The organism is Saccharopolyspora halophila, assembly GCF_039531955.1.
GTDB classification, from domain to species: domain Bacteria; phylum Actinomycetota; class Actinomycetes; order Mycobacteriales; family Pseudonocardiaceae; genus Saccharopolyspora; species Saccharopolyspora halophila.
This window is the reverse complement of the sequence record NZ_BAAARA010000020.1, coordinates 1-17,000: the sequence shown is the minus strand read 5'-3', so window position 1 is coordinate 17,000 and position 17,000 is coordinate 1. Positions and strand designations below refer to the sequence as shown.

The 17,000-nt window shown below is 70.2% G+C and carries 19 protein-coding genes and 1 tRNA gene; 7 read left to right on the top strand and 13 right to left on the bottom strand.

Annotated features, from left to right (window positions below; all coding sequences use genetic code 11):
* Nucleotides 1-304 precede the first annotated feature (304 nt).
* The 10 genes from trhA to sp36 form a co-directional block, all read right to left on the bottom strand.
* Nucleotides 305-979 (bottom strand): PAQR family membrane homeostasis protein TrhA, encoded by a 675-nt coding sequence (gene trhA / locus ABD289_RS20975; protein ID WP_344135622.1) that lies wholly within the window; start codon nucleotides 977-979, stop codon nucleotides 305-307.
* A gap of 533 nt (nucleotides 980-1,512) precedes the next feature.
* Nucleotides 1,513-1,968, bottom strand: a complete 456-nt coding sequence (locus ABD289_RS20970) for an STAS domain-containing protein (RefSeq protein ID WP_344135619.1) — start codon at nucleotides 1,966-1,968, stop codon at nucleotides 1,513-1,515.
* 263 nt (nucleotides 1,969-2,231) lie between these two features.
* Nucleotides 2,232-2,435: a cold-shock protein gene (locus ABD289_RS20965; RefSeq protein WP_344135616.1), complete on the bottom strand. Its 204-nt coding sequence runs from the start codon at nucleotides 2,433-2,435 to the stop codon at nucleotides 2,232-2,234.
* A gap of 364 nt (nucleotides 2,436-2,799) precedes the next feature.
* On the bottom strand, nucleotides 2,800-2,985 hold the full coding sequence (locus ABD289_RS20960) for a site-specific integrase (protein WP_344135613.1): 186 nt from the start codon (nucleotides 2,983-2,985) through the stop codon (nucleotides 2,800-2,802).
* 63 nt (nucleotides 2,986-3,048) lie between these two features.
* Nucleotides 3,049-3,852, bottom strand: a complete 804-nt coding sequence (locus ABD289_RS20955) for an MBL fold metallo-hydrolase (protein WP_344135610.1) — start codon at nucleotides 3,850-3,852, stop codon at nucleotides 3,049-3,051.
* Nucleotides 3,849-4,685 (bottom strand): NUDIX hydrolase, encoded by an 837-nt coding sequence (locus ABD289_RS20950; RefSeq protein WP_344135625.1) that lies wholly within the window; start codon nucleotides 4,683-4,685, stop codon nucleotides 3,849-3,851. The genes ABD289_RS20955 and ABD289_RS20950 overlap by 4 nt, the downstream gene beginning before the upstream one ends.
* 93 nt (nucleotides 4,686-4,778) lie before the next feature.
* Nucleotides 4,779-5,978 carry a hypothetical protein gene (locus ABD289_RS20945; RefSeq protein ID WP_344135607.1) on the bottom strand — a complete coding sequence of 400 codons (1,200 nt, stop codon included), beginning with the start codon at nucleotides 5,976-5,978 and terminating at the stop codon, nucleotides 4,779-4,781.
* 26 nt (nucleotides 5,979-6,004) lie between these two features.
* Nucleotides 6,005-6,619: a hypothetical protein gene (locus tag ABD289_RS20940; RefSeq protein WP_344135603.1), complete on the bottom strand. Its 615-nt coding sequence runs from the start codon at nucleotides 6,617-6,619 to the stop codon at nucleotides 6,005-6,007.
* Between the two features lie 444 nt (nucleotides 6,620-7,063).
* Entirely contained in the window at nucleotides 7,064-7,522 is a 459-nt protein-coding gene (locus tag ABD289_RS20935) for a RidA family protein (RefSeq protein WP_344135600.1), read from the bottom strand.
* A 2-nt stretch (nucleotides 7,523-7,524) separates the two neighbouring features.
* A complete protein-coding gene (gene sp36, locus ABD289_RS20930; RefSeq protein ID WP_344135597.1) occupies nucleotides 7,525-7,683 on the bottom strand; it encodes a Sp36 family protein in 159 nt (52 codons plus the stop codon).
* A 245-nt stretch (nucleotides 7,684-7,928) separates the two neighbouring features.
* Here sp36 and bagA point away from each other — a divergent pair, with 245 nt between their 5' ends.
* Nucleotides 7,929-8,930, top strand: a complete 1,002-nt coding sequence (gene bagA / locus ABD289_RS20925) for an ATPase BagA (RefSeq protein ID WP_344135594.1) — start codon at nucleotides 7,929-7,931, stop codon at nucleotides 8,928-8,930.
* Nucleotides 8,927-10,066 carry an ATPase BagB gene (gene bagB, locus ABD289_RS20920; protein ID WP_344135591.1) on the top strand — a complete coding sequence of 380 codons (1,140 nt, stop codon included), beginning with the start codon at nucleotides 8,927-8,929 and terminating at the stop codon, nucleotides 10,064-10,066. Before bagA ends, bagB begins: the two co-directional genes overlap by 4 nt.
* Before the next feature lie 57 nt (nucleotides 10,067-10,123).
* Here the strand turns inward: bagB and ABD289_RS20915 are convergent, their stop codons facing one another.
* Nucleotides 10,124-10,423 carry a WhiB family transcriptional regulator gene (locus ABD289_RS20915; protein WP_344135588.1) on the bottom strand — a complete coding sequence of 100 codons (300 nt, stop codon included), beginning with the start codon at nucleotides 10,421-10,423 and terminating at the stop codon, nucleotides 10,124-10,126.
* A gap of 325 nt (nucleotides 10,424-10,748) precedes the next feature.
* Between ABD289_RS20915 and ABD289_RS20910 the strand changes: the two genes are divergently transcribed.
* Both ABD289_RS20910 and ABD289_RS20905 read left to right on the top strand, forming a co-directional pair.
* Nucleotides 10,749-13,136, top strand: coding sequence for a penicillin-binding protein (locus ABD289_RS20910; protein WP_344135585.1), 2,388 nt, complete (start codon nucleotides 10,749-10,751; stop codon nucleotides 13,134-13,136).
* Nucleotides 13,137-13,171: 35 nt separating this feature from the next.
* On the top strand, nucleotides 13,172-13,954 hold the full coding sequence (locus ABD289_RS20905; protein WP_344135582.1) for a siderophore-interacting protein: 783 nt from the start codon (nucleotides 13,172-13,174) through the stop codon (nucleotides 13,952-13,954).
* Between the two features lie 164 nt (nucleotides 13,955-14,118).
* On the opposite strand, the gene ABD289_RS20900 is transcribed toward ABD289_RS20905, so the two are convergent.
* Entirely contained in the window at nucleotides 14,119-14,589 is a 471-nt protein-coding gene (locus ABD289_RS20900) for a GatB/YqeY domain-containing protein (RefSeq protein ID WP_344135579.1), read from the bottom strand.
* Nucleotides 14,590-14,658: 69 nt separating this feature from the next.
* Between ABD289_RS20900 and ABD289_RS20895 the strand changes: the two genes are divergently transcribed.
* The 3 genes from ABD289_RS20895 (at nucleotide 14,659) to ABD289_RS20885 (ending at nucleotide 16,375) form a co-directional block, all read left to right on the top strand.
* Entirely contained in the window at nucleotides 14,659-15,621 is a 963-nt protein-coding gene (locus tag ABD289_RS20895) for a metallophosphoesterase (protein ID WP_344135576.1), read from the top strand.
* Between the two features lie 50 nt (nucleotides 15,622-15,671).
* Nucleotides 15,672-15,745 (top strand) — tRNA-Pro (locus ABD289_RS20890).
* Nucleotides 15,746-16,171: 426 nt separating this feature from the next.
* On the top strand, nucleotides 16,172-16,375 hold the full coding sequence (locus tag ABD289_RS20885) for a cold-shock protein (protein ID WP_344135573.1): 204 nt from the start codon (nucleotides 16,172-16,174) through the stop codon (nucleotides 16,373-16,375).
* Between the two features lie 290 nt (nucleotides 16,376-16,665).
* Here ABD289_RS20885 and ABD289_RS20880 read toward each other — a convergent pair whose 3' ends face one another.
* Nucleotides 16,666-16,833 carry a hypothetical protein gene (locus ABD289_RS20880; protein ID WP_344135570.1) on the bottom strand — a complete coding sequence of 56 codons (168 nt, stop codon included), beginning with the start codon at nucleotides 16,831-16,833 and terminating at the stop codon, nucleotides 16,666-16,668.
* Nucleotides 16,834-17,000: the final 167 nt, after the last annotated feature.

Sequence of the window (17,000 nt, the reverse complement as noted above, 5' to 3'; positions counted from 1 at the left end):
CGCGGCCTGCCGGATCATCACGCTCGAGGACCAGCTCGCCGAGCACACCGGGCCATCGGAGAGTTGAGGAGAAGTTGCCCGTGCGTGCCCGACTGACCACTGCGTGGCCGTCTGTGGCGTTGGTCGCCTACTTCGCGGTACCGCACCGGTTGAGGCCACTGATCTGACCTGCGGCCTGCTGGGCCGACTCGCCGCCGCAACCCACAGCGGCATGATCTTTCTGAGCAACCTCGCCACGTGACAGGCCCCGGCGCTCCCAGGCGGGAGAACCGGGGCCTGCTCACTCGTCAAGAAGGGGCGGGTGTCATCGGAGGAGGAGCCAGACGGTGATGTGGTGGCAGATCGCCGCTGCGGTCACGGCGGTGTGGAAGACCTCGTGATAGCCGAACATGCTCGGCCACGGGTCGGGCCACCGGGTCGCGTAGCTGAGGGCTCCGATGGTGTAGAGGACTCCACCGGCCAGCAGCAGCACGAGTCCGGCGACACCGGCGGTGTGTAGCAGGTCGCCGAGGACGAACACCGCGACCCAGCCAAGGGCGATGTAGAGCGGGACACCGACCCAGCGCGGCGCGTGGGGCCAGGCGAGTTTGAGCAGCATGCCGCCCAGCGCTCCGGTCCAGACTACGCCCAGCACGATGCGTGCGGTGTCCTGAGGCAGGGCCAGCAGACTGATGGGGGTGTAGGTGCCCGCGATCAGCAGGAAGATCATCGAGTGATCCAGCCTTCGCATCCACGTGCGGGCGCGCTCGGAGCGCCACGTGATGAGGTGATAGATGGTGCTGACACCGAACAGGCCGAGCACCCCGGCCATGTAGAGCGTCACGGCAACGGCTGTTGTCGGCGGGCCGGTCGTGGCGGACAGGGTGATCAGCACCGCGCCGGAGGCGGCGAACCCGATCACGCTGGCCAGGTGAATCCACCCCCGCATCCGGGGTTTGACCGACGCGTAGGCGCGACGCGTCGTCAAGACTTCGCTCATGCCACCAGGATACGAAAGTCCATGCTGCGCACGGCGGATGCGTCGATCACCGGCCTCCGGGTTCGCCGACGGAGAAGGGCGTGCGGAGCGGGCACAGAGTCTCCTCTCCCCGATCTGCTCGCCGGTGATGGGATGCTGGGGTGATGCGGGGCGAGCCGGGCTCGAAAAACGCCACAGACGTCACCGGCCTCCGGTCGCGGGATTTGTCTGGGCGGGGTGGGCGCGGGTCTTGACGCGGCAGAGTGCCGCGCCGGTCCACCTGCGCGGAGCCGTTCCGAGGCGCGTTGCCGGGCGGAGGGAGGTGGAGAGGTTCACGGGGAAGTCGTTTCGCGAGGCTGACGGCCCAGTGTCGGGGTGGTCAGTCGGTGTCGGTGAAGAACACGCGTCCTCGCCCTAAGCGGCGGGCTGGTGGTGGGCGCGGGCGATCGCCTCGTGTCCAGTGCCGGCGATCCGCGCGGTGTGCTGGCCTTCGGCATTGGTGATCTGCCACGCATCATCGGTCGGCGGCCGCGCGACGTGGCGGGAGTGCCGCATCACGCCATTGCCACCGCGGCGTTGCGCCGAGGCGCAGGTGTCGTGGCTGTGGTGGCGACCTCGGCGCGGGGGCTGCGGGCCGGGATCGTGCTCACTCCGGCCGCATGCAGCACGCGGAGCACGCACGACGCCGCGTTGACGATGCGAAGGGGACTGGGCCGGTGGGCCGCGTAGGCGTGTGCGGCGACCAGGAGATCGAGCCCGGCGGCATCGATGGTGCTGGCCCGGGCCAGGTCCACGAGCGTGTCCGGTGGTCCGGTCAGCACATGCGGCCAGAGCCGCTCGGCCAGCAGGGCGACACCGTCGCCAGCGAGGTCACCATCCACTGTGAACACCGTGGGCAAAGTCGTGATCAGGCTGTCGTTAGCCCACATCGGGCTCCAATGCACGTCAAAGGATCCTGTGGCCTGGCGCAACGCAAAGAGTCGCCGCTGCAGAACCGCAGGCAGGAACAAGGCTCGGTTCCGGGAACCCGGCCCGTAAAAACGCGCTCGGCTCAACCGGGAAGAACGGGAGCCGCAGCAGGCCGCGGCCGACCGCGTCGTTGCGCGCCCAGTGGCGGGCAGCGTCGTCACGGCGGCGAGCGCGCTGCTGGATCAGATCGGTTCGGCGCGTCTCAACCGCACCGCGTGGTGGCGAGTGCGGGAGCTGCGCCGGGTGAAAGCGCAATTCCCGGCCCGCACACGAGGTGCGGGCCGGGAATCAACTCAGCGGAGTCTCAGACCGCGCGCACGACGTCGGCCTGCGGGCCCTTGGGGCCCTGGCTGACGTCGAAGGTCACCTGCTGGTTCTCCTCGAGGGTCCGGAAGCCGGCCGCGTCAATGGCCGAGTAGTGCACGAACACGTCCGAGCCGCCCTCGTTCGGGGCGATGAAGCCGAAGCCCTTTTCCGAGTTGAACCACTTCACGGTTCCGTTGGTCATGACTGTCTCCTTCAGGAGCTGGGGTATGACGGGTCAACCACACGCGCGGAGGCCCGGGCCGGGGGATCTCAGACGGCGGCTCACTCCAGCTACAACCAAAGAAGCTCGCCCGCATCAACATCCTGCGAGCATGTACACAACACGAACCCAGAAATACAACGACCACCGATCACCCTACACGCCCCGCGTGCCTACAACACCCGGGGTGCACCGGTGCACTCACTCAGCACCCGGATCTGGGGCGGCATCAGGTAGCGCCGAGGACCGGAAAGCGCCAGCGCACGACTCCGCCGCCTGGGCAAGCGCGTCGTGGCTTGGACCGCGCATCACGCGCCGCGTCGAGATGTCCCGTCACTCCACGACCTCACCGGCGAGCATCGTCGGGCGCGAGCAGACTGGTGACCTCGGCGATCGCCCAGGAGGACGGCTTGAAGTAGCGGCGGACGTTCTCCGGCTTCTTGTGCCTCGACTTCGCCATCAACAACAGCAACGACGCGCCCTGCTCGCCGAGGTGGGCGACGCGGAGTCGCCCCTGCCGGAAGCTCCTCAACCGACTACCCGGACGACGAAGGCTTAGCACTGTTCTCCGTTCCGATGTTACCCACGCCCCGGCTCAGCCCGCGGGCAGCTCGCCTCGCTCGGCCAGATAGGTCAACTGCGCTCGCACGGTCAGGTCCGCGGCAGGCCAGACCGACCGGTCCACATCGGCGTAGACGATCTCGACGACCTGCCGCGGGGTCGCCTCGGAACCGAGCTCGGCGACGGCGGAGCGCACCTGCTCGAGGCGTCCGCGCCGGTGCTGCAGGTAGTGCTCGGCGGCAGCGCGGACGTCCGGCAGCTCCGGGCCGTGCCCGGGCAGCGCCCGCACGCCTTCCGGCAGCTCGATCAGTCGCCGCAGCGAATCGAGGTAGGAACCGAGATGGCCGTCCGGATGGGCGACGACCGTGGTTCCCCTCCCGAGCACGCTGTCCCCGGTGAAGACGGCGGGTTCGTCGTGCTCGGCCGCGAAGCACACCGAGTCCGCCGTGTGCCCCGCGGTTTCCAGCACGCGCAGCTCGAGGCCGCCCGCGCGGATCAGTTCCCCGTCGGTCAGCGGCTCGGCGTCGCGGCACAGCGAGGGGTCCAGCGCGCGCACCTTCGCACCGGTGAGCCCGACGAACTCCGCGACGCCGTCGGTGTGGTCGCCGTGGTGGTGGGTCAGCAGCACCAGCGAGACCGGACCTCGATCGGCGACCCGGCGAAGATGCTCGGCGTCCCCCGGACCCGGGTCGACGACCACGCTGCTCGCGCTCCCCGGCTCGCGCAGGATCCAGGTGTTGGTGCCGTCCAGGGTCATCGGCGACGGGTTGTCCGCCAGCAGCACCGAGGCGTACCCGGTGACCGGCCGGAGTTCGCCGTATGCCGGGTGCTCGCTCACTGGGCCTCCTCGTATCCCGGCTCGCCGGGCAGAACCGCCTGCCAACGGCCGTCGCGGTTGAGCAGCTTGGGCATGATCGGACGCATGGTGCGCTCGGCCGCCAGCGCGGCCTCGAGGGTGTCGTGCTCGGCCAGCTCCGCGAGCGTGACCTCGGTCGGCGGCAGCAGCTGGCAGCGCCCCGCGCGGAAGTCCTCCAGGGCGCGCTGCGGTGCCGCCCAGTAGGCCTCGGCGGCTTCGGACGTTCCCGCGTCGGCGAGCTGGCCCTCGGGAAGCGCGGCGAGGAAGAACCTGGTGTCGTAGCGGCGCGGTTCGCGCTCCGGGGTGACCCAGTTCGACCAGGGGCGCAGCAGGTCGGCGCGCAGCACGAGCCCTTCGGCGGCGAGGAACTCGGCCAGCGACCGCTCGCGGGTTTCCAGCTCCGCGCGGGCCGCCGCGTAGCGCCCGGTCTCGCCGACGACGCGGTCCGGCTCAGGCCCGGCCAGCAGCACGCCGGATTCCTCGAAGGTCTCGCGCACCGCCGCGCACACCAGCGCCCGCGCCAGGTCGGGCGAGCAGCCGAAGCGCCGCGCCCACCAGGCCGGATCGGGACCCGCCCAGCCGACCTGCGCGTCCTCGGCGGAGGCGAGCTCGCGGTCCCGGGGATCCACACCGCCACCGGGAAAGACCGTCATGCCGCCCGCGAAGGCCATCCCCCGCACTCGGCGCTGCAGGAAGACCTCGATTCCCGTCGCACCGTCGCGCAGCAGCATCACGGTCGCCGCGTTCCGCAGTTCGGCGGGAACCTCCGGTGCCCGCTCGGGCACGAACCCGTCGGGCAGCGCCCGACCACGCATCGACCCCATGCCGGTCACCCTAGGCCGCCGAGCGGTCGAACGGCACCGTCGAGATCGGCGTCGGGGTCGTTGTCGTGTCGCGTCCTGCGGAACTCAGTGCTGGGCGATCGACGGGAACCCGCCGGTCCCGCCCGTCAGCGAGCTGCGGGCGCCTTCCTCGCCGGCCGCTCCCGGGGAGTCGGTCTCGCGATGCGCCAGTTCCTCGTGCAGCTTGCGGAGCAGGTTGCGCTCGCGGTCGGTGAGCTTCTCGTCGACCGCGGCGGGGACCTTCATCATCACCCCGGTCTGTTCGGCCGCCTCTTCGGCAGGGGGTTCGCCGGGTTCGTCGAGTTCGGCCGGGCGCTCGGGTTCGGCTCCGAAGTGCTCGGCTCCGGACTGCTCGAGTTCAGCTGCGGGCCGCTCGGGTTCCCCCGGTTCTGCGGGGGTTGCGGGGCCTGCTGGAGCTGCGGGGGCTGCGGGGGCTGCGGGCTCGTGCTTGCCTGCTGGGCGGGGCGGCTGGGTGGCGTGCTCACCCAGAAACTCGTGCTGCGGCTCGGCCACAGCATGCTGCACCCCCTCCGGCCTGGGTTCGTCCGCCACGGGCGGCATCGGTGGTGGTGGTGGAGGAGGTTCATCGGGCTGCCGCCGCTCGGCGATCCGCTCCTGCGGCATGGCCACCGGCGGAGCGGTCCGCTCCCCGGCCGCTACCTCTAACCGCACCCGGCGCGCGTTCGCGAGCGCCTCGCGGTGGTATTCGGGCAGCTCGGCGCCGGTGTCGAAGACGTCCACGGCGTAGCGCAGGCCCGCCCGGCGCAGCGCGCTGATCAGCTGGTAGGCCACCGCGGACCCGGCGCCCTCCGGCCCGACCTCGGCGAGCAGGACGCCCTGCGGCACCGCGCCGTAGCTGGTGCCCGCGGGCGTGGTGCGGTTGGTCGCCCACAGTCCGCGCAGTCCGGACAGCCGGGAACCGACTGACTTCAGCGCCAGTTCCAGGTCGGTGTCGTCCAGCTGCGGAGCGCTGAACCGGTGCTTCTCGCCGGGCAACGACTCCACGACGGCCAGCCGGTCGGCCAGCCGGTGCGGGCTGCGGGTTTCGTCGAGCACCCGCCGCAGCTGGTGCTGCTCGGCCGGGCTCACCTCGATCTCACCGGCCAGCAGGCAGCCGACGAGGTACTCCGCCGCGGCGTCCGGCTGCCCGATGCCGAGCAGCTCGCGCACCGCTTCGATGCCGTCGTCGTCGATCCGCCCGGTCATGGCCAGCACGAGGTCGTGCAACCGGTCCACCGGACCGGCGCCCTCTGCCACGTCCACCACGAATGCCTCCTTAAGCTGCCGACCGCTCAGCCGCGGCGACCGGCGAGTTCCTCGGCTCCCGTGCACACCAGCGCCGACTCGTCCAGCGCCATCCGGTGATACGGGGTCGGTTCAAGATCGTTGGACAGCACCTCGACGCACGGCGCCGTCTCCCCGAGCGCGCGCAGCACGCGCTGGATCTCCCCGGCGAGGTCGATGTGATCGCCGGACGCGCTCACCAGCACGACCTGCTTCGGCGAGCCCCCCTCCCGCTTGCGCCACGTGCTGCGCACCTCGCGGACGCCGGGACGGCCGCGCAACGTCGCGCCGAGCACCAGCACCGCGGAATCGGCGACGTTCTCCGCCGGGCGCTCGGAGCTGAACGAGTAGTGCGGGGTGGTGTCGACGACGGCGGGCAGCACGGCGTTGACCACCGCCGGGTCGGCGCCCATCGGCAGCAGCGCCTCCGAGAGCAGCCGGTGCTCCTCGTCGTCGAGCGCGATGCGCTCGCGGACCAGAGCGCCCGGCAGCACCCTCGCGACCACCTCCACGGCATCGCCTGCCAGCCAGTCGCGGAACCGCCACAGGTGCCGATCGGGCAACCTGCCTGCGAGTCGAAGCAACAGTTCGTGGCACAGCAGATCGGTTTCACGCACTGCCACGGCGCCCCTCCATGCCTTGTGCTCCCGTGTGGGTGTGCCCGCCCGCTAGTCCCCCGGCGCGACAACACCCTTCTAGGTGAACTTTGGTCCTACTGGCCGGATCAATCAAGGTTTCGATCGACCCATTCGCAACACGTCGGAATCATCATCCCCCGTTCGCGTGACACCAGACCAGGTGTACGGCGAACTCGAGATGATCGCAGCGTACTTGTTTCAGATGATCTTCGTCGCCCGGCGGTCGAAGATTTCGCGCTGCGCCGACAACCGATCACCCGCTGTCAGCGAAGACAAAACGCGGCGTACCCGAAACCAGGTACGCCGCGTTGATTTCCCGGCGAATGTCCGCATTCGCCGAAAATGTCCGGCTCGTTGCCAACCGCCGAAATCGATCACCGGATCTCGCGGCCGAACCGCGAGCCGCGCCCGAGCGCGGAAGGCAGGACCTCAGGCCACCTCGACGATCAGCTCGACCTCCACCGGCACGCCCAGCGGCAGCTCCGCGACGCCGACGGCCGAGCGGGCGTGCTTGCCCGCCTCGCCGAAGACCTCGCCGAACAGCTCGGAGGCACCGTTGATCACGCCCGGCTGGCCGTGGAAGCCCTCCGCGGAGGCCACGAAGCCGACGACCTTGACCACGCGCACGATCGAGTCCACGCCGACGAGCGAGTCGACCGCGGCCAGCGCGTTGAGCGCGCAGATCCGGGCGTGCTGCTTGGCCTCCTCGGCGCTGACGCCAGCACCGACCTTGCCGGTCCCGGCGGGCTCGCCGGCCACCATCGGGATCTGGCCGGCGGTGTAGACGAGGTTGCCCGTGCGCACCGCGGGCACGTAGTCGGCTACCGGGGTGACGACCTCCGGCAGCGGGATGCCCAGCTCGCTGAGCCGATCCGTCCAGCGACCCATCGTCAGGCCTCCTTCGGCCGCTTCATGTAGGCCACCATCTGCTCACCGGTCGGACCGGGCAGCACGGCAACGAGGTCCCAGCCGTCTTCGCCCCACTGGTCGAGGATCTGCTTCGTCGCGTGACTCAACAACGGCACGGTCGCGTACTCCCACTTCTGCATGGCCGCAGCTTAGTGCCTGCCGTCGACCTCGTCCCGCATGGCGGCACGACGCACGGCGCGCCGGGTAGGCCGCATTTAAGCGTGCGGCGGAGCCGCCGTTCCAGGCGTGGGACGCAGCCCGCGCTCACACGGCGCGCCGGGTTCCGCCACCCGCACCGCCGCGCACGCGGCACACCGAGACATCTCCTGCTCGAACTCCGGATCTGGTCGAGACATTTGCGGCGTGATGGACCTACGCTGATCGCGTGACGCAGTGGGACGGGGAGCTCAACCAGGCCCGGCTGCACGTTGTCAGCGGCAAGGGCGGCACGGGCAAGACGACGGTGGCGGCCGCGCTGGCACTGGCGCTGGCCACCGGCGGGAAGCGAGTACTGCTCATCGAGGTCGAGGGCAGGCAGGGAATCGCGCAGCTCTTCGACACCGCGCCGCTGCCCTACTCCGAGGAGTGGATCGCGGCGGCTCCCGGTGGCGGCGAGCTGCGGGCGCTGGCCATCGACGCGGAGCCCGCGCTGCTGGAGTACCTGTCGATGTTCTACAACCTCGGCTTCGCGGGCCGCACGCTGCGCAAGATGGGCGCCATCGAGTTCGCCACGACCCTCGCACCGGGTCTTCGCGACGTGCTGTTCACCGGCAAGATCAAGGAGTGCGTCGGGCGCACCGACGAGCACGGGCGCTACTACTACGACGCGGTGGTGGTCGACGCGCCGCCCACCGGGCGGGTGGTGAAGTTCCTGGACGTCACGCGCGCGATGGCCGACCTGGCCAAGGTCGGTCCCATCCGGGAGCACAGCGACGGGGTGATCCGGCTGGTGCACTCCAGCGCCACGGTGGTGCACCTGGTGACGCTGCTGGAGGAGCTCCCGGTCCGCGAGACCCTGGACGCCGTCGCGGAACTGGACGCCGCCGAGCTGCGCCCCGGCGGCGTGGTGTTCAACCGGGTGCGCCCGTGCAGGCTTCCCGGGGACGAGATCGACGCCGCCGCCGAGGACCGGATCGACGCCGAGGCGGTGCGCTCCGGGCTGGCCTCCACCGGACTGGACGTCGACGACGAGGCGCTGCGCGGCCTGCTGCACGAGACCAGCGAGCACGCGATCCGCACCCGGGCCGAGACCGCCGCGCGCGAGCAGGTCGCGGACACCGACCTGCCGACCGTCGCACTGCCCGACCTGACCGCGGGCATCGATGTCGCCGAGCTCTACGAGCTGGCCGAGATCCTCACCGAACACGGCATCGGGAGCGCACGTTGAGCCAACCGCAGCGACCGGCCCAGGTCGACGTCGACGGCCTGCTCGACGATCCGGAGACCCGCGTGATCGTCTGCTGCGGCTCCGGAGGCGTCGGCAAGACCACCACCGCAGCAGCGCTGGCGGTCCGCGCCGCCGAGCGCGGGCGCAAGGCCGTGGTGCTCACCATCGACCCGGCGCGCCGGCTCGCCCAGGCGCTGGGCCTGCGAGAACTGGGCAACACGCCCAAACGGGTCGAGCCGGAGGGATTCGAGCCCGCGGGCGAGCTCAACGCGATGATGCTGGACATGCGGCGCACCTTCGACGACATGGTGCTCACGCACGCGGGCGAGGAGCGCGCCCAGCAGATCCTGAGCAATCCCTTCTACCAGACCATCTCCACGTCGTTCTCCGGAACGCAGGAGTACATGGCGATGGAGAAGCTCGGGCAGCTGTCGGCCTCCGGCGAGTGGGACCTGATCGTGGTGGACACCCCGCCGAGCCGGTCCGCGCTGGACTTCCTGGACGCCCCGCAGCGGTTGTCCACCGTGCTCGACGGACGCCTGATCAAGATGCTCTCCAGCCCGGCCAAGGCCGGCGGCCGCGGGCTGCGCAAGATCGTCGGTGCCGGGTTCGGCATCTTCGCCAAGGCCGTGTCCACGATCATCGGCGGCCAGCTGCTCAACGACGCCGCCCGGTTCGTGCAGGCCTTCGACTCGACCTTCGGCGGGTTCCGGGAACGCGCCGAGCACACCTATCGGTTGCTGCGCTCGCCGGGAACCGCGTTCCTGGTCGTGGCGGCGCCGGAACCGGACGCGCTGCGGGAGGCCGCCTACTTCGTGGAACGGCTCGCGGGCGAGTCGATGCCGCTGACCGGGCTGGTGGCGAACCGGACGCACCCGGTGGTGGCCGAGGTGTCCGGCACCCGGGCCACAGCGGTCGCCGACGAGCTGGAGTCCGCGGAGACCGCGCCGCTGGCGGCGGGGGTGCTGCGGGTGCACGCGGACCGGGTCGCCATCGCCGAGCGGGAGAAGCGGATGCTCGCGCGCTTCACCCGCGCCCACCCGGAGGTCTCGCTGGTCGGCGTGCCCGCGCTGCCTTCGGACGTGCACGACCTCGCCGGGCTGCGCGAGATCGGGCGCAGGCTCGCCGGCGAATGAGCGCAAAAGAGGCCGGGCACTCGCAATTGCGAATACCCGGCCCGTTCTATTTGTAGATCAGCTCACCTGAACCTCGGCGAGGTCGGTGTAATCGGCGCGGGCCGCTTCCAGCAATTCGCGCCAATTACGAACATCCGGCCGACGGCGCAGCAACGCGCGCCGTTCCCGTTCCGTCATTCCGCCCCACACACCGAATTCGATCTTGTTGTCGAGCGCCTCACCGAGGCACTCGGTCCGGACCGGGCATCCAAAGCAGACCATTCGTGCTTTGCGCTGCTCGGCCCCGCGGACGAACAATTGATCCGGGTTCTGGTCTCGACATGCGGCGTTAACCCGCCAGTCCCCCTGCTCGAACATAAATTTCCCCCAGCTCCTTCACTGGATCGTCGGCGACCGTATTTCGTCCGGAGCCCCCCGGCACCGGATGTCGCGATCGGGGCAAGTCGGGGACCCGATCGCAACAGTGCTGTCGCTGGACGTAGACGGACTGTAGAGCCCAGCGGTTCCACAACCAACCGGCGGTTGTCGCTCCGTTATCTTTCCCACTCACCACATCGGACCAACTTTGGCTGTAACAGACCGTCACGAGCCGTGTACGTTTTAGTCTGGCCCGGTGCGTGCCCGGGACGGCCTCTTGAAGCTCTTCGGTCTGTGTGTGCTGGCTGGCGTGTTGGTGGCGGGAATGCTCTTCCCGGTAGCGGGATCACTCGGAGTGGTCTCCAACCGCGCAGGCGACGCCGTCGACAGCATCTCGACGGACCTGATAACCAAGGAACCGCCGCTTGTGACTACAGTCACAGATCGGGACGGGCGGCCGATAGCCTACCTCTACGAGCAGAACCGGCAGCCCGCCGCGCCGGATCAGATCGCCGACACGATGAAGGCGGCGGTCGTGGCCATCGAGGACCGCCGGTTCTTCGATCACAACGGCGTGGACTGGCCGGGCACCATGCGCGCGGCGGTCACCAACCAGATGTCCGGCGAGATCGCCCAGGGCGGCTCGACGCTGACCCAGCAGTACGTGAAGAACTACCTGATGCACGTCGCCGCGGCGGGCGACCCGGTCAAGCAGGCCGAGGCCATCGAGCAGACCCCGGCGCGCAAGCTGCGGGAGATCAGGATCGCGCTGCAGGTGGAGAAGCACCTCAGCAAGGAGGACATCCTCGCCCGCTACCTCAACGTGGTGCCCTACGGGAACCAGACCTTCGGCATCGCCGCGGCCGCGCACACCTACTTCAACACCTCGCCGGACAAGCTGACCATCGCCCAGTCCGCGCTGCTGGCGGGCATGGTGAACAGCCCCAGCGCGCTGGACCCGGTGACCAACCCGGGCGAAGCGCTCGAGCGGCGCAACCTGGTGATCAAGGCGATGGAGGACCAGCACCGGATCACCCCGGAGGCCGCCGAGAAGGCGCGCAGCTCCGGCCTGGGGCTGCAGCAACCGATCCAGCAGCCGCCGCAGGGCTGCATGGGCGCGGGCCCCTCGGACGGGTTCTTCTGCAAGTACGTCATGGACTACCTGGAGCGCGCCGGGTTCACCGAGGAGCAGCTCCGCACCGGCGGTTACACCATCCGGACCTCGCTGGACCAGGGCGCCACCGATGCGGCCAAGCAGGCCGCCGAGAGCAAGGTGCCCAAGACCACCGACGGCATCGCCAACGTGATGAGCGTGGTCGAGCCCGGCAAGGAGAAGCACCGGGTGCGGGCGCTGGTGGCCAACCGGGACTTCGGGGTCGACGCGTCGAAGGGCCAGACCGCCTACGCGCTGCCCAGCGGGATGGTGCGGTTCGGCGCCGGGTCGATCTACAAGGTGTTCACCGCGGCCGCGGCCCTGGAGAAGGGCATGGGGATCCACAACGTGGTCCAGACCCCGCCCACCTACACCTCCTCGGTCTACAAGAGCGGCAGCAGGCCGTACACCGTCGGCAACGCGGAAGGGGTCACCCCGGGACCGCGCACCCTGCAGGCGGCGCTGGCGACCTCGCCGAACACCGCGTTCGTCGCCCTGCAGGAACGCGCCGGGCTGAACAACGTGGTGGACATGGCCACCCGGCTGGGGATGCGGCAGACACTGCTGCACCACGACCTCAACGGCATGCCCACCGGGCCGTCCGATGCCAGCGAGCCCAACCAGGCGCAGGCCATCAAGAACAAGAACATCGGGGCGTTCACGCTCGGCTTCTCGCCGACCAGTCCCCTCGAGCTGAGCAACGTCGCCGCCACGATCATGAGCGGCGGCACCTGGTGCCCACCGACTCCGATCGAGCAGATCCAGGACCGCAACGGCAACCCGGTCTCGATCACCGAGGACCCGTGCGAGCAGGCCGTCGACGAAGAGCTCGCCAACGCGTTGGCCGTCGGCATGAGCAAGGACGACGCACCCGGCGGGACCGCGGAGCAGGCGGCCTCCAGCGCGGGCTGGAGCAGGCCGGTGGCCTCCAAGACCGGTACGACCGAGGTCTACCAGTCGGCCGGGTTCATGGGCGCCACGCCGCAGTTCGCCGGGTCGGTGCTGACCTTCACCGACGGCGATCGGCCGCAGGGCATCTGCGACACCACGCCGCCGCGGCTGTGCGGCAACGGCGGCAACATCTACGGCGGCAAGGTGCCCGCGCGCACCTGGTTCGACGCGATGACGAAGATCCACCAAGGGCTGCCGGTCGCGCCGATGCCACCGACGACCAGCCGCTACGAGACCGGTGGAACCGAGCACCGGGTGCCCAACGTCGTGGGTCTGAAGCAGCGGAAGGCCCAGGAGAACCTGGAGGAGGCCGGCTACAAGGTCAAGGCGCGCTCGGTGAACAGCCAGCGCACCCAGGGAACCGTCACCAGCCAGACGCCGCGCGGGTTCGCGCTGCCCGGCGAGACCGTGTCGATCTCGATCAGCACCGGTTACGTGCCGCCGCCCGAACCGGAGACCACGACGCCGTCGCCACCGCCCTCGGCATCTCCGTCGCCGGAGCCCTCGCCGGAGCAGGAACAGCCGCCGGGCAGACCACCGGAGCCGTCGCCGAACGATCGGCCCGCGCAGCCGAACCGGCCTGACCCGCCGTCGATCAGCCCACCCTGACCGGCTCGGACCGGGCGCTTCGTAGACTCGACGACGTGACGAACGCGCAGGCGAGGCAGCGACGCGCCCGGTCCCGGTACCGGCTGCTGGAGATCCGCAGGACCGAGTGGATCACCCCGCGGATGGTGCGGGTGGTCCTCGGCGGCGAGGAGCTGGCCGACTTCGTCAGCAACGGCAGCGATCAGCGGATCAAGCTGTGCCTCCCGCAGCCCGGGCAACCGATGCCGCTCGGCCGCACCCGCGCCGAGGTGTTCGCGCTGCCCCGCGAGCAGCAGCCGCGTCAGCGCACCTACACGGTCCGCTGGTTCGACGCGGAACGCCTGGAGCTGGCCATCGACTTCGTGGTGCACGACCACGAGGGCCCGGGCGGCAAGTGGGCGACCGAGACCGAACCGGGCGACGAGATCGTGACGATCGGCCCGAGCATGGCCTACGACCCGCAACCGGACGCCGACCCGCTGGTCCTGGTCGGCGACGAGACGGCGCTGCCCGCGATGAGCGCGATCCTGGAGGAGCTGCCCGCAGGCGCTCGCGTCGAGGTCTTCGCGGAGGTCGCCGACGCGGCCGAGCAGCAGCGGGTGACCTCGGCCGCCGACGTCACCTGGCACTGGCTGCACCGCGACGGCACCCCGGCGGGCGAGAGCGACCTGCTCCCCGTAGCGATCCGCGAGGCGGATCTGGGCCCGGACCCGCACCTCTGGATCGGCGCCGAGGCGGAGACGGTCCACGCCCTCCGCGAGCACTGCCAGCAGCAGCTCGGCCTGGACCGCCGCCGCCTCTACGCCCTCAACTACTGGCGCAAGGGCACCGAGGGCTGAACCCCGCGCAGGCGACGCCCGGCCAGGGCTCGTGACAGTTTTGCCTAAAACTGTCCGGACATTTCGGGCGCGGGAGCCTCGCGGTTCTAGGCAAAACCGTCGCCCGCTCGTCCCGCGCGGCGGCTCGCGCCGCGCCGGCACGCCGGACGAGCGATGCGTGCGGCTCAGCCCTGCAGCTTCGCCTTCACCTGGCCCGCGACCTGGCCGCCCTCGGCGCGGCCTCCCGCCTTGGCGTTGGCCGCCTTCATGACCTGGCCCATCTGCTTCATCCCGGGCTTGTCGCCCAGTTCCGCTTCGACCTCGGCGATGGCCTCGTCGACCAGCTGGGACAGCTCGTCCTCGGTCAGCGGCTGCGGGAGGTAGCGGCGCAGGATCTCGGCCTCGCCCTCCTCGGACGCGGCCTGCTCCTCGCGGCCGGCGTCGCGGAACGCCGCGGCGGACTCGTCCCGCTTCTTGACCTCCTTGCTCAGCACCTTGAGCACCTCCTCGTCGGAGAGCTCCCGCGCCTGCTTGCCTGCCACCTCCTCCTTGCCGACGGCGGCGAGCGCCATCCGCAGCACGCTGGTGGTTTCGGTGTCCCGTTCCTTCATCGCGGCGGACAGATCGGCCCGCAGCTTTTCCTTGAGATCGGCCATGTCCCGATTATCCCGCCACCCGCGCCACCACCCGGCCACCGACCCCGACGGAGCCGTAGGGTGGCAAGGGTGAACAAGTTCGGTCGGATTCTGCTCAGCACGGGCGCCATCGGCGTCGCGGGGATCACCTACTCGGCGGCGATCGAACGGCGCCACTGGACGTTGCGCCGGGCCACGATGCCGGTGCTCGCCGAAGACGCGTCGCCGCTGCGGGTACTGCACATCTCCGATCTGCACATGACCCCGAACCAGCAGTCCAAGCAGCGCTGGGTCGCGGAACTCGCGGACCTGGACCCCGACCTGGTGGTCAACACCGGCGACAACCTCGCGCACCCGCAGGCGGTTCCGGCCGCCCTGCGCGCGATGGGGCCGCTGCTGGACCGCCCGGGCGTGTTCATCTTCGGCAGCAACGACTACTACGGGCCGAAGCCGAAGAACCCGGCCCGCTACCTGCTGCCGTCGACGAAGACCAAGCGCGTCCACGGCGAGCCGCTGCCGTGGCGAGACCTCCGCGCGGCGCTGACCGAGCGCGGCTGGCTGGACGCCACGCACAAGCACCACGACCTCGAAGCCGGCGGGATCAAGATCCACGTCGCCGGCCTGGACGACCCGCACCTGCACCTGGACCGCTACGAGATGATCGAGGGCAAGCCACCGGCCGACGCGCAGCTCAACCTCGGCGTGACGCACTCGCCGGAACCCCGCGTGCTGGACTGCTTCGCCGAGGACGGCTACGACCTGGTGATGGCGGGCCACACCCACGGCGGACAGCTGCGCGTGCCCGGCTACGGCGCGCTGACGACCAATTGCGAGCTGGACCGCCACCGCGCCCGCGGCGCATCCCGCTGGGGCGAGCGCATGGGCCTGCACGTCTCGGCCGGCCTGGGAACCTCGCCGTACGCCCCGGTCCGCTTCGCCTGCCCGCCGGAGGCCACGCTGCTGACCTTGCTGCCGAAGTCGCCGAACCCGGCCGCGACCAGCGATGATTCCGAAAAGAGGGCCCCCTACGAAGCGGGTGAGGGCATCCGTTAAGCTATATCCAGCGTTGAGGCGAGAACCCGAGATGCCTCTCCGCTGGAAATCGGGGTGTGGCGCAGCTTGGGAGCGCGCCTCGTTCGGGTCGAGGAGGTCGTGGGTTCAAATCCCGCCACCCCGACAGTGAAGGGCCTGGTCAGGACTCCGCAAGGAGTTCGGGCCAGGCCCTTTCTCATGCTCGGAGGGCCCAGCTGGGAGAAGATCTCGGGCCCCTCCCCCGCTCGGGGACGGCGAGGCGCGCCGGGCGCTTGCCGCAAAACGCCCGTCAGCCCTCATCGAGCCTGGATAGCACCTGTGCGGGTGACGTGGGCGTACCCCGCCGCGGAGGACCACGAACGTCCTTGCGGCTGCCAACCCGCGGCGGAGTCGTGTAGGATCATGGGTGGTCGTTGTATTTCTGGGTTCGTGTTGTGTACATGCTCGCAGGATGTTGATGCGGGCGAGCTTCTTTGGTTGTAGCTGGAGTGAGCCGCCGTCTGAGATCCCCCGGCCCGGGCCTCCGCGCGTGTGGTTGCCCGTCATACCCCAGCTCCTGAAGGAGACAGTCATGACCAACGGAACCGTGAAGTGGTTCAACTCGGAAAAGGGCTTCGGCTTCATCGCCCCGAACGAGGGCGGCCCGGACGTGTTCGTGCACTACTCGGCCATTGACGCGGCCGGCTTCCGGACCCTCGAGGAGAACCAGCAGGTGACCTTCGACGTCAGCCAGGGCCCCAAGGGCCCGCAGGCCGACGTCGTGCGCGCGGTCTGAGACTCCGCTGAGTTGATTCCCGGCCCGCACCTCGTGTGCGGGCCGGGAATTGCGCTTTCACCCGGCGCAGCTCCCGCACTCGCCACCACGCGGTGCGGTTGAGACGCGCCGAACCGATCTGATCCAGCAGCGCGCTCGCCGCCGTGACGACGCTGCCCGCCACTGGGCGCGCAACGACGCGGCCGGCCGCGGCCTGCTGCAGTTCCCGTTCTTCTTCCCGGTCGAGCCGAGCGCGTTTCCACGGGCCGAGCAGCTTCCCGGCTCTCCCGCTCGGGACTGCCGAGAACTCGCTACGTGGCGAGGTTGTTCAGAAAGATCATGCCGCTGTGCGCTGCCGCGGCGAGTCGGCCCAGCAGGCTGCGGGTCAGATCAGCGGCCTCGGCAGGCGCGGTCACCACGAAGTAGGCCACCAGCGCCACGGACAGCCATGCACTGGCCAGGCGGGCACGCGCGGGCACTTCTCCTCATCTCTGCAGCGGTTCGACGACGTTGCTCGCAGGACCTACCCGTGCGGCACGGCGACCGGGGCACGCGTCGACGCGCGATCTAGCGCTGCGCTCCGGGCTCCGATGGCCCGGTGTGCTCGGCGAGCTGGTCCTCGAGCGTGATGATCCGGCAGGCCGCG